Origin of the sequence: Clostridium sp. 16K-1-R1 (assembly GCF_023921145.1) — a bacterium.
In the GTDB taxonomy this organism is placed as follows: Bacteria; Bacillota; Clostridia; order Clostridiales; family Clostridiaceae; genus Sarcina; species Sarcina perfringens.
The window spans coordinates 2,277,125-2,289,502 of the sequence record NZ_CP046515.1; the positions used below are offsets into that span (position 1 = coordinate 2,277,125).

At 29.1% G+C, this 12,378-nt stretch carries 11 protein-coding genes and 1 other annotated feature; all 11 genes read right to left on the reverse strand.

The annotated features are described in order from the left end of the window. Positions 1 to 45: 45 nt before the first annotated feature. A complete protein-coding gene (gene alaS, locus GOM42_RS10005; RefSeq protein WP_003459676.1) occupies positions 46 to 2,685 on the reverse strand; it encodes an alanine--tRNA ligase in 2,640 nt (879 codons plus the stop codon). A 158-nt stretch (positions 2,686 to 2,843) separates the two neighbouring features. Next, positions 2,844 to 3,014 (reverse strand) — a binding site (T-box leader). A 261-nt stretch (positions 3,015 to 3,275) separates the two neighbouring features. Beyond that, positions 3,276 to 4,313 carry an AI-2E family transporter gene (locus tag GOM42_RS10010; protein WP_003459684.1) on the reverse strand — a complete coding sequence of 346 codons (1,038 nt, stop codon included), beginning with the start codon at positions 4,311 to 4,313 and terminating at the stop codon, positions 3,276 to 3,278. Positions 4,314 to 4,329: 16 nt separating this feature from the next. Next, positions 4,330 to 4,812: a PRC-barrel domain-containing protein gene (locus GOM42_RS10015; protein WP_003459697.1), complete on the reverse strand. Its 483-nt coding sequence runs from the start codon at positions 4,810 to 4,812 to the stop codon at positions 4,330 to 4,332. A gap of 279 nt (positions 4,813 to 5,091) precedes the next feature. Beyond that, positions 5,092 to 6,144, reverse strand: a complete 1,053-nt coding sequence (gene mnmA / locus GOM42_RS10020; protein ID WP_011010602.1) for a tRNA 2-thiouridine(34) synthase MnmA — start codon at positions 6,142 to 6,144, stop codon at positions 5,092 to 5,094. A gap of 51 nt (positions 6,145 to 6,195) precedes the next feature. Continuing rightward, a complete protein-coding gene (gene nifU, locus GOM42_RS10025) occupies positions 6,196 to 6,624 on the reverse strand; it encodes a Fe-S cluster assembly scaffold protein NifU (RefSeq protein ID WP_003451659.1) in 429 nt (142 codons plus the stop codon). A 2-nt stretch (positions 6,625 to 6,626) separates the two neighbouring features. Next, positions 6,627 to 7,823: a cysteine desulfurase NifS gene (gene nifS / locus GOM42_RS10030; protein ID WP_003473085.1), complete on the reverse strand. Its 1,197-nt coding sequence runs from the start codon at positions 7,821 to 7,823 to the stop codon at positions 6,627 to 6,629. After that, positions 7,816 to 8,277, reverse strand: coding sequence for an Rrf2 family transcriptional regulator (locus GOM42_RS10035; protein ID WP_003451273.1), 462 nt, complete (start codon positions 8,275 to 8,277; stop codon positions 7,816 to 7,818). The genes nifS and GOM42_RS10035 overlap by 8 nt, the downstream gene beginning before the upstream one ends. Positions 8,278 to 8,406: 129 nt before the next feature. Then, complete coding sequence (locus GOM42_RS10040) at positions 8,407 to 9,633, reverse strand: replication-associated recombination protein A (protein ID WP_034834436.1); 1,227 nt, start codon at positions 9,631 to 9,633, stop codon at positions 8,407 to 8,409. Between the two features lie 222 nt (positions 9,634 to 9,855). Continuing rightward, entirely contained in the window at positions 9,856 to 10,755 is a 900-nt protein-coding gene (locus GOM42_RS10045; RefSeq protein ID WP_003458734.1) for a GGDEF domain-containing protein, read from the reverse strand. A gap of 184 nt (positions 10,756 to 10,939) precedes the next feature. Then, positions 10,940 to 11,368: an MOSC domain-containing protein gene (locus tag GOM42_RS10050; protein WP_087325551.1), complete on the reverse strand. Its 429-nt coding sequence runs from the start codon at positions 11,366 to 11,368 to the stop codon at positions 10,940 to 10,942. A gap of 2 nt (positions 11,369 to 11,370) precedes the next feature. Continuing rightward, positions 11,371 to 12,342: a GTP 3',8-cyclase MoaA gene (gene moaA / locus GOM42_RS10055; protein WP_042267558.1), complete on the reverse strand. Its 972-nt coding sequence runs from the start codon at positions 12,340 to 12,342 to the stop codon at positions 11,371 to 11,373. Between the last annotated feature and the right edge of the window lie 36 nt (positions 12,343 to 12,378).

Consider the following 12,378-nt stretch of genomic DNA (forward strand, 5'->3'; position numbering starts at 1 on the left):
CTTTACTTTATACTCATTATAAACTATATTTACATAAAAGTACAACTATTTTACAAGTAATTCTACAACTTCTTTTGCTTTTTCTAATGCTTTAGCTATATTTTCTGGATTTTTTCCACCAGCTTGAGCCATGTCAGGTCTTCCACCTCCGCCGCCGCCTACAACTGCTGCAACTTCTTTTATTACCTTTCCACAATGAACTCCATTAGCTAATGAATTTTTAGTTGCCATAGCTACTAAGTTTACTTTTCCACCATTGTCACTTGCTAAAACAACTATTCCATTATTTAATTTATTTCTAACTTTATCAGCTAAATCTCTTAATGAATTTCCATCAACATCTTTTAATTCTGCTGTAACTAATTCAACTCCGTTTATTTCAACTTTGTCTTTTAAGATATCATCCTCAGCACCTTGAACTAATTTAGCTTTAAGTTCTGCTATTTCTTTATCTTTTTCTTTTAATTCATGAGCTTGAGCTGCTATTCTCTTAGCAATATCTTTTTCATTACACTTAAGCATTGAAGCAGCTTCCTTAAGCATATTATTTTTAAGTTCCATGAATTTTAATGCGCTTATTCCAGTAACAGCCTCAATTCTTCTTATTCCAGCAGCAACTCCTGATTCTGAAACTATCTTAAATAATCCAATTTCTCCTGAGTTAGCTACGTGAGTTCCTCCACATAATTCTTTTGAGAAATCTCCAACTGAAACAACTCTTACTTTTTCAGCATACTTTTCATCGAAAAGACAAGTTGCTCCACTATTTCTAGCTTCATCTAATGACATTTCCTTTGTATCAACTACAGATACAGTCATTATTTTTTCATTTACTAATAATTCAACTTTTTCTAATTCTTCTTCTGTTAAAGCTGCAAAATGAGTAAAGTCAAATCTTAATCTTTCTTCATCAACATATGAACCTGATTGATTTACATGGTCTCCTAAAACTTCTTTTAAAGCTTCATGTAACATGTGTGTAGCTGTGTGGTTTTTACATATGTTAGATCTTCTTGAAGCATCAACTGATAATTTAACTTCTTGACCTTCTTTTAAGCTACCTTCTATAACCTTAATGTAGTGAACAAATTTTCCACCAACATTTTTCTTACAATCTGTAACTATTGCCATTCCAGTTTCTGAAGTTATATTTCCTCTATCTCCAACTTGACCTCCCATTTCAGCATAGAAAGGAGTTTTATCAGTTAATAAGAATCCTTCTTCACCTTCTTTAAGTTCAGATTTAAATTCTTCATTATTTCCTAGTACTATAACTTTTGAGTTAAGTTCTAAATTAACATATCCATCAAATTCAGTAACTATTGAAGCATCCACTTTGTTTACTGGACTTTCTTCGCTTCCCATGTAGCTACTTTCTCCTCTAGCATTTCTAGCTCTTTCTCTTTGCTCTTTCATTTCCTTATTAAAGTTTTCTATATCTAACTCTAATCCTTTTTCTTCTAATATCTCTTGAGTAAGCTCTAGAGGGAATCCATAAGTATCATATAATTTGAAAGCTTTAGCTCCTGATAAAACTTTCTCATTTTTTTCTTCCATTTCTGAAATATAGCTCATAAGTATATCCATACCTGAGTCTATTGTTTCATTAAATCTTTCTTCTTCTAATTTAATTATTTTCTTAATGTAATCAGCTTTTTCTTTTAATTCTGGATAAGCTTCACCGTAATTTTCAACTACAGCATCAACCATTTCATTTAAGAATATACCTTTAACTCCTAAAAGTCTTCCATGTCTAGCAGCTCTTCTAAGAAGTCTTCTTAAAACATATCCTCTACCTTCATTTGATGGTTGAACACCGTCACATATTAAGAAAGTAACACTTTTTCCATGGTCAGTTATTATTCTTAATGATACATCTTTGTCTTTATCTTCTCCATATTTAGCATTTGTTAATTCACATGCTTTATTTAATATGTTTTTAACTGTATCTATTTCGAAGATATTATCTACACCTTGCATTATTGTAGCTATTCTTTCTAAGCCCATACCTGTATCTATGTTCTTTTGAGCTAACTCATTGTAGTTTCCTTCTTCATCTTTATCAAATTGAGTGAAAACTAAGTTCCAGAACTCAACTATTCTATCAGCATCTGAAGCTTCTAAGAATTCTTCTACAGTTTCAACCTTTCCTTCTCCTCTATCAAAGTGAATCTCTGTACAAGGACCACAAGGACCTACCCCTATTTCCCAGAAGTTATCATCTTTTCCTAATCTGAATATTCTGCTTGGATCTACATCAGTTTTACTAGTCCAAATATCATAAGCTTCATCGTCATTTAAATATATAGTTACATATAATTTATCCTTTGGAATTCCTAAAGTTTCTGTTATAAACTCCCAAGCCCAAGGAATTATTTCTGATTTGAAGTAATCTCCAAATGAAAAGTTTCCTAGCATTTCGAAGAATGTACCATGTCTTGATGTTTTACCAACATTCTCTATATCACCAGTTCTTATACACTTTTGGCAAGTTGTTATTCTTCTTTTTGGTGGTTCTTCTAAACCTGTGAAATAAGGTTTAAGTGGTGCCATACCTGCATTTATTAATAATAAACTCTTATCATTTTTAGGTACTAACGGAAATGACTGTAATCTTAAATGATCTTTGCTTTCAAAAAAGCTTAAATATTTTTCTCTTAATTCATTTGCTCCCATGAATTTCATAATTTATTCCTCCAAATTTTATGTATTTATCCTTTAGCCTTTAAGTTTAATCATATATTATAAAATAAGATTAAACCCTCTACTTAGCCTAGATATTCTTTTATTTTATAATTAGTTTCACACATAAAAAAAGAACATAAAACACCTCACCCCTAATTAAAAGGGACGAAATCCTATGCTCCGCGGTACCACCCTAATTATGTAAAACTACATCACTCTAAAAATTATAGCTCAAAGATAGCTTCAACATCTCTTTTAAGAAGTTCTCACCAACCACTTCCTCTCTGACTAAAAGATAAATGCCTACTCATTCTCGTCAACGCTTTTCATTAAGTTATTATAGGCAAATTATAAAAAAAATTTCTTTACCTGTCAATATAATTGCCAACTGTATTAATATCTATTTTATTAAATTACTATGTATTCCTATATATTTTATGATTATTTATCTACTAAGTTAAATATTATTTTTATATAAAATACTATTAAAATAATATTATTATGTATATTTATTAATATCTAAAACTTTTTAACTATAAAAAAATATATCATACTTCTTAATAACTATGATTTAATCTAATACTAAAATATCATAAAAACATATAATAATCCCAATCATCAAATAGAACTTTAATCACAACAGCTATAGGAACTATAAAAACCATTCCTAAAAGCCCTCCTATTTGCTCTCCAATCAAAAGTAATATTATGATTAATATTGGATGCATATCTATACTCTCAGCTGTAATTTTAGGTGCTATTAAGTTTCCTTCAATTTGTTGAATTATTAAAAAAGTCAATATAACCCACAAAATTTTATTTGGGCCTTCTACTAATGCTACAACTATTGCAGGTATTGCTCCTAAAACCGCTCCAAAATATGGTATAATATTGAGTAACGCATTTAAAAACGCTAATAATAGAGGAAACTTTATTCCTAGTATAAGCATACCTATAAATGTCATAACTCCAACTAATAAGCTTAAAAGTAATTGCCCTAAAATATATTTACCTAAGACTTTATCAACATCTCTCCCTAGATTTTTTAATAGAGCTCTCTTCTCTATTGGGCAGCAATATAAAAATTTATTAGATAATAAATCTCCATAGGCTAAAAAATAATATGCTAATACAGGTATAACAGCAAAAGCTAAAATATTTTCTGAAAAGCTAATTAAATTATTTATAATACTAGTTGCAAAACTAACTAATAATATATTTAATTTTTCAGTAACTTGAGCTTCAATAACATCAAAAATCCCTAATTCCATAAACTTCATCTTCATAATCAAATCATTTATAAAGAATTCTATACCATTTATTAAACCATCAAAACTTTCCCCTTCTTTAAACATACTTGGAATTAGAACTGTTAAAAAAAATAATATAAGAAAAATTACACTAAGTACTATAGACATAGCTAAAAAGTTTTTATTTATTTTTGTTCTTTCACATAAAAATCTATATAGAGGCTTAAGAATATATGCAAAAATCCCTGATACAAGCACTATAAAAATAATGTCTCTAAAAGCTTCAAATTGATATAAAAGGAATATAAATAAAAAAATTATAAATGTTAATATTAAATTTCTTATAAATCTTTTTTTATCTTTTAAAGCTCTAAACATTCCTACTCCTCCTTTTTTAATTTACCTCGCCAAAATATTTTCTTGGAATCATTCTCATATTTATATTTTTATTGCCAAAAAATAAAATGCTTTCTTCTCCTAAAATAGTTTCTTTTAATTGTATAACTCGCTTTCCATTTTTAAATTTATCAACTAATCCACTTACCACTATTAGTCCTCTTATATAAAAGTCGTAATCTATTAAAATATCTTCTAATATTCCTATCATATGGCCATCCTTATTTATAAGATCAAAGTTTTTTATCTCGCTAAATTTTAACCCTCTATGTACATGTACCCCTTCTGTCATAATAGTATCGCTTAAAGAAATAACATTAGTTAAGTCCACATAATCTCTTTTTGAAAATAATTTTTTTGTTATTATAAAGCCCATGACTTTCCCATTAAAATAATCTATTGCAAGATCACAAACTACTCCAACCTTTTTTCCATTAGAATCAAAAACCTTAAGACCAATTAAATCTCTTATTCTATACACTCTAAAAGTCATCCCTTTCTAATTTAAGTAAAGCCATTAGTAATATATTTAGTATTATCTATATCCTTCCAAAAAATACATAGTTTCATAGGTATTTTAAATTTATTTTTGTAAACTTAAATAATAATCCTTAAACTTTCTAAGTAAGTTATTAACTAAATAAAGTAAGTATATATTATTAACTTAATAAATACACTTTGTATAGTGCACTTTATATTGAAAATAAAATTTAAAAAGTTTTAATATAAAAGAAAAAAGCCCCCTTTCGGGAGCTTTCTATTAAAGTAGGCTTTCGATTATTCCTCCACCTACAACTAAATCATCTTTATAGAAAACAACAGATTGACCTTTAGTTATAGCTCTTTGCTTATCTTCAAAAGAAACTTTAACTCTTCCATTTTCCATAGGACTTATAGTAGCCTTAGCTGGTCTAGCTGAATATCTAATTTTAGCTTCAACTTCCATAGGGCCTTCAAGTTTATCTATAGATATGAAATTTATATCTTTACAAACTAAATCAGTTTTAAAGATATCCTCTTCTGGTCCTACTACAACAGTATTAGTTACAGGGTTTATATCAGTAACAAACACTGGTCTTCCAAGAGCTAATCCTAAGCCCTTTCTTTGTCCTATTGTATAATAGACTATTCCTTTATGTTTTCCTAAGACATTTCCATACTTATCGACAAAGTTTCCTGGTCTAACTTTGTTTGGAGCAGCTTCACATATGTATCTTCCATGATTATTATCTGGAATAAAGCATATTTCTTCACTGTCCTTTTTATTATGTACATCTAGACCGATCTCTTTAGCTATTTCTCTAATCTTATCCTTAGTGAATTCTCCACAAGGCATTAAAGTATGCTCTAACTGTTCTTGAGTTAGATTGTATAAAGCATAAGTTTGATCTTTTCTATCATCCTTTGATCTTATAAGTTGGAATCTTCCATCTCTTTCTTCAATTTTAGCATAGTGACCTGTTGCAACATAGTCTGCACCTATACCTTTAGCTTTTTGTAAAAGCTCATCAAATTTAAGATATTTGTTACATGCAATACATGGATTTGGAGTTCTACCTTGTATATATTCGTCTACAAAATAATCTATTACATTTCTTTTAAAACTATCTCTAAAGTTTAAAACGTAAAAAGGAATATCTAGTTTTTGAGCAACTCTTCTAGCATCATCCACTGCTGACAGTGAACAACATCCACCTTCTCTTTCCTCATATTCCTTATCCTCTTGCCATATTTGCATTGTAACACCAATTACATCGTATCCCTGTTCCTTTAAAAGGTAAGCAGCAACGGAGCTATCAACTCCGCCGCTCATACCTATAACAACCTTTTTCTTTGTCACAAAATCACCACTTTAATATTATTCTTAACCGTGAACATGCTCATGTATGTCATGTGAATGTTCTTTCATATCCCAAGGCTCTAATCCTTGTCTTTGTCTATAGTCGTTTATAGCCTTGTGTATAGCTTCCTCAGCTAATACTGAACAGTGCATTTTTACTGGTGGAAGACCATCTAAAGCTTCTGCAACAGCTTTGTTTGATAATTCCCAAGCTTCTTCTACAGTTTTTCCTTTTATAAGCTCTGTAGCCATACTTGATGAAGCAATAGCAGATCCACATCCATAAGTTTCAAATTTAACATCTTCTACAATGTTATTTTCTATTTTAAGATATATTCTCATTATATCTCCACATTTAGCGTTACCAACTTCTCCGATTCCGTTAGCATCTTTAATTTCTCCTACATTTCTTGGGTTTTTGAAATGATCCATAACTTTTTCACTATATATCATAATTAATTCTCTCCTTCTACTTCTCTTAAATGATTTTTCCATAATGGTGACATACTTCTTAATCTTGCGATTATTGGTGGTACTTTTTCTAATACGTAATCAACGTCTTCTTCAGTTGTACCTTCACCTAAACTTAATCTTAATGATCCGTGTGCTATTTCATGAGGTAAACCTATTGCTAATAACACGTGTGATGGATCTAATGATCCTGATGTACAAGCACTTCCACTTGAACCACAAATTCCTTCAAAGTCTAATGAAAGAAGAATTCCTTCACCTTCAATGAATTCAAAGCATACATTTACGTTACCTGGTAATCTCTTGCTACCATCTTTTGGTCCATTTAATCTTGTAAATGGTACTTCTAATAATCCTTTTATTAACTTATCTCTTAACTTAGAAATTTTAGCTATATGCTCATCTAAGTTTTCTCCAGCTATTTCCATAGCCTTTCCTAATCCAACTATTGCAGGTATGTTCTCAGTTCCAGCTCTTCTAGCTCTCTCTTGACCACCACCGTGGATTAAGTTATCTATTCTTATACCTTTTCTTATATATAAAGCTCCGATTCCTTTTGGTCCATAAACTTTATGTCCAGCTAATGAAAGTAAATCGATGTTCATATCTTTAACATCTATCTTTACATTTCCTACAGCTTGAACTGCATCTGTATGGAATATTACTTTTCTTTCTCTACAAATTTTTCCTATTTCCTTAACTGGCTCTATAGTTCCTATTTCATTGTTTGCAAACATTACAGAAACTAAGATAGTTTTATCAGTAATAGCATTTTTTAATTCTTCTAAATCAACAAAACCTTCTTCATTTACATCTAAGTAAGTTACTTCAAAGCCTTGTTTTTCTAACCATTGGCAAGTATGTAATACAGCATGGTGCTCTATTTTTGTAGTTATTATATGATTTCCTTTATTTTTATGAGCAAAAGCTATTCCTTTTATTGCCCAGTTATCTGCTTCTGATCCGCCACCAGTAAAGTAGATTTCATTTGTATCAGCATTTAATACTTTAGCTACTCTTTCTCTAGCAGTGTCTACAGCCATTCTTGATTCTCTTGAAACTCCGTAAAATGCTGATGGATTTCCAAACTTATTTGTGAAATATGGTAACATTTCCTCTAATACTTCTGGCTTAACATATGTAGTTGCTGAGTAGTCCATATAAACAACTCTATTATTCATTTTCTTCACTCCTACTAACAATTTTTAAAGCTTCATTTTTTTCTTTCATAGCTTTATAATCTTCTACTATATCTTTAAGTGTTACTGAATTAGTAACCTCATCTATGCTTGTTTTTATCTTTTTCCATAAAAGTCTAGTGGCACAACAATCAACATTATTGCAAGTTACACCATCTAAACAATCTGATATTTCTATTGGTCCTTCTAAAACCTCTATAATATCTGAAACTGTTATATCTTCTGGTTGTCTATTTAAAATATATCCTCCTTGAGCACCTCTAATACTCTTTATAAGCTTAGCTTTTCTTAAAGAACTAAATAATTGCTCTAAATAATATTCAGATATATTCTGTCTTTGCGATATTGACTTTATTGACACAGGTGATCCACCATAATGTATAGCTAAATCAACCATGGCTTTTACACCATATCTTCCTTTGGTAGATAATTTCATTTAATCACCTCTAAATCTGACTAATTCGATGTACTTTATGTGATTATAATATCAAAACCGAGTAAATTTGTCAACAATAATATTCACATATTTTTTACTTAAAAAATGGAATTTAAAATTGAAATTAAACTATTTGTTTTTTACATTATTCCAGTAGGCTTTTATACTACTTTCGTATTTATTATCCTTAGGCTTATAATATTCTTTTCCTCTCATATTTTCAGGCATATATTCTTGATTTATATAACCATTAGGATAATTATGTGGATATAAATACCCACCAACACCTAAATTGCTTGCTCCACTATAATGAGCATCTTTTAAATGTTTTGGCACATCACCTGCATTATTCCTTTCTAAATCTCTTAAAGCATCATCAATAGCCATATACGCACTATTTGACTTAGGTAAGGTAGCTAAATATATTACTAATTCAGATAATATTATTCTTGCTTCTGGCATTCCTATTTTCAAAGCAAGGTCTATTCCGCTATTTACAACTTGCAAAGCATTAGGATGAGCAAGACCTATATCTTCAGCTGCAATTACTCCTATCCTCCTAATTACGCTATCCATATTTCCACCCTTAATAAGTCTAGCTAAATAATGAATTGAGGCATCAGGGTCACTTCCTCTTATACTTTTTTGAAGAGCACTTAATAAATTATAATAATCATCTCCTGATGAATCAGATTTCAAATTAGATTGCCCTAATTTTTCTACATACTCTTTATTTAAAAGGATATTATCTTTTTCTTGAGATTTAATAGCTAATTCTAACACTGTGTAAGCTTTTCTTACATCTCCTTGAGAAATCTCTCCAATATATTTTAAAACGCCTTCTTCAAGAGAAATAACATATCCTTCTTTTTCAAGTTTACTTACTGCTCTTTCTAAAGCTATTATTATATCTTCAGTACTTACTGGTTTAAATTGAAATATGGTACTTCTGCTTAGTATGGCCTTATGTATAGCAAAGTATGGATTTTCTGTAGTACTTGCTATTAATATTACTCTCCCATCTTCAATAAATTCTAAAAGTGCTTGCTGCTGTTTTTTATTAAAATGCTGAAGCTCATCTATATACAGTATTATTCCCTTAAAATTTAATAAATTATCTATATCAGAAGTTATACTTTGTATTTCTTTTATGGAAGATGTAGTAGCATTTATTTTATAAAATTTCTTATCAGTGTAATTTGAAATTATATTAGCTAAAGTAGTTTTTCCAACACCAGGTGGACCATAAAAAATGCAATTCATTATGTTCTTGTTTTTTATAAGCTTGTTTAAAGGAGTTCCTTCTCCTACAATGTGTTTCTGTCCAACTATATCCTCTAATTTTTTAGGACGCATAATATCTGCTAAAGGTCTCAAATTTTTCAATTATCAAAATTTCAATAAGATTAATATGTTAACTGAATACTTCTCTTAATTTTGTATTCATTAAAAAGCTCCTTATTTATAAAACATAATATATTAATATGAAATTTGATAATTTTCCTCCCTTCTTATACTTTTATAGTTAATGAATTTCCTAAAGTAAATCTTAATTTAATTCTAAAATTTATTATAATACTAAAATACAGTTTTATTTCTTCCTGTCATTTTTGCCATATATAATTTTTCATCAGCATTTTTTATGGTATCAAAAGGATCTTCTTTTTCTGAAACTTCACAAACTCCGAAGCTAGAAGTTATTTTTAAACTTAAATCACCATAGTCAAAGCTCATTTTTTCTATGATTTTTCTAAGCTTCTCAGCAACCTTCACTCCATTTTTCAAATTGGTATTATTTAAAACAATTATGAATTCTTCTCCTCCATATCTACCAATCCAGTCACTATTTTCTCTGATATTATTATTTAATACCTTTGCAAAACCCCTTAAAATTTTGTCACCTACTAAATGACCATAGGTATCATTTACTTTTTTAAAGGAATCTATATCAGTCATAATTACAGTTGTAGGTATAGATTCTTTTAAGTTTCTATGAGCTTCCTTTGAAAATCTCTGATCTATATACCTTTTATTATAGACTCCAGTTAAATAATCCTTAATAAGATTTTCTCCCATCTTTTTCATTGTTAAGTCTAAATAATTACCTTCTCCACTACCATCTACTATACTGCCATTATTAGTTATATCTTTTAATATTTCAACAACATATTTATTTTCATTAAATTCAATTGGGGAAGCTATAACTAAAAACACATGATTTTTATTATATTCTAACTTTATAAAAGTATCATTTTTTAAATAAGCTTTTTTTGATATGCAAGTACTACATATTGATTTTTTTCCCCACACATCATAACAATTGCTTAGTGAACAATCTTTTTCATTAAATTTATTATTAATTTTTAGGTTAAAGTCATCTGAAAATACTATATTATTTATAGGATCTACCACTCTAACTTCATCATAAAAGTTCTTTAATATAGACATTCTTTCTTTTACATCTAGTAAAACTTCCAATATTCTTTCCTCCAGTCCTTAGAACTTTTAATTTCTTTCTACACCTTACTACATATTAAAGGAATATCTAAAACTAATTATTCTTAAATTTGTACCTCTCTATTTTCCGTACATTCTTTATTAACAATTATACAATAAAAAAGATTCTAATAAAAAATATTAGAACCTTTTTATTAAAAAATTTTTAAAGAAGCTCTACCTCTTCTCCTAAAATTACTTCTCCTCCATTTAATACCTTTGTAAATATACCATAAGCAGGCATTATACATCTTCCTACTTGATAGTATATTGCACATTTATCATGACATTTTTTCCCTATTTGTGTTACTTCTAAAAGAACCTCTCCTATCTTTATTTTTTGCCCTATAGGAAGTTTATTTAGTTCTATTCCATCTACAACTAGGTTTTCTCCAAAGGCTCCAAAATCCACATTTCCGCCATCAGCTCTAAAATCCTCTATCTTTTCAAAAGCTAATAAACTTACTTGTCTATGCCACTTCCCAGCATGAGCATCTCCCTTAATTCCGAAATCTTCTATAAACTCAGCTTTAGGAACTTGCACCTTAGCTGTACCTTTCTTTTCACTTATACAAATAGCTCTTACCTTGCTCATTTTTATCCTCCTATTTCATACATAAATCTTTTATCTTCATCTTTTTCTTTCATTTTAAAGTTATGTTTTTCTGGCTTTTCATAAATACTTTTTTTAATTATCTCCCTAAGCTCTTCATCACTTATTCCATTTCTCATCTTATCTCTTAAGTTTATTCCATACTTCCAATGTAAACACTGTTTCATAAAGCCTTCAGGAGTGACCCTTATTCTATTACAATCCTCACAAAAACAATCACTCATAGCACTTATAAAGCCTATTTTTCCTTTGAATCCTTCTATGCTTATGTATTTAGCTGGACCATTTAGTCTTAAGGGTTTTCCATCACTTAATACCTTTTTTTCTTTCTTTATAATTTCTAAAATCTCACTATTAGTAACGCCCTTAAACTTTTTACCTTCTCCAATAGGCATAAGCTCTATAAATCTAAGATCTATTGGATTTTTATAAGCTAAGTTTATTAAATCTAAAATTTCATCTTTATTGAAATCTTCTAATATTACAGTATTTATCTTTACCTTAACATTATTCTCTAAGCACTTTTCTATTGAATAAAGTACTTTATCTAAGGTTCCTATCCTTGTTATTTCTTTAAATCTATCTTCTTTTAGTGTATCTAAACTTATATTTACTCTCTTTAATCCATTTTCACTAAGTTCCTTTACTTTATCTCCTAGTAAAATCCCATTAGTGGTTAAACAAATCTCTTCTATCTCTGGTATTTTGTTTATATTTTTTATTAAATCTACTATCCCTTCTCTTACAAGAGGCTCACCACCTGTAAGTCTTACTTTTTTTATTCCAATAGAAGCACATTCTTTAACAACTCTTAAAATCTCATCTAAAGTCATAAGCTTATCATTGTGAATAAAATCATTGTGATCTTTCTCCATACAATAAGCACATCTTAAATTACATTTATCAGTTAAAGAAATTCTTAAATAGTCAATTTCTCTTCCATATTTATCTTTCATTTTCTCACCTTCTTCTTTATACAAATTCCATTCCCT

Coding starts and splice junctions, on each gene's coding strand:
- alaS (WP_003459676.1), bottom strand. CDS start 2,685: ATGAAATTCATGGGAGCAAATGAATTAAGAGAAAAATATTTAAGCTTT.
- GOM42_RS10010 (WP_003459684.1), bottom strand. CDS start 4,313: ATGTTTAGAGCTTTAAAAGATAAAAAAAGATTTATAAGAAATTTAATA.
- mnmA (WP_011010602.1), bottom strand. CDS start 6,144: ATGAGCGGCGGAGTTGATAGCTCCGTTGCTGCTTACCTTTTAAAGGAA.
- nifU (WP_003451659.1), bottom strand. CDS start 6,624: ATGATATATAGTGAAAAAGTTATGGATCATTTCAAAAACCCAAGAAAT.
- nifS (WP_003473085.1), bottom strand. CDS start 7,823: ATGAATAATAGAGTTGTTTATATGGACTACTCAGCAACTACATATGTT.
- GOM42_RS10035 (WP_003451273.1), bottom strand. CDS start 8,277: ATGAAATTATCTACCAAAGGAAGATATGGTGTAAAAGCCATGGTTGAT.
- GOM42_RS10040 (WP_034834436.1), bottom strand. CDS start 9,633: ATGCGTCCTAAAAAATTAGAGGATATAGTTGGACAGAAACACATTGTA.
- GOM42_RS10050 (WP_087325551.1), bottom strand. CDS start 11,368: ATGAGCAAGGTAAGAGCTATTTGTATAAGTGAAAAGAAAGGTACAGCT.
- moaA (WP_042267558.1), bottom strand. CDS start 12,342: ATGAAAGATAAATATGGAAGAGAAATTGACTATTTAAGAATTTCTTTA.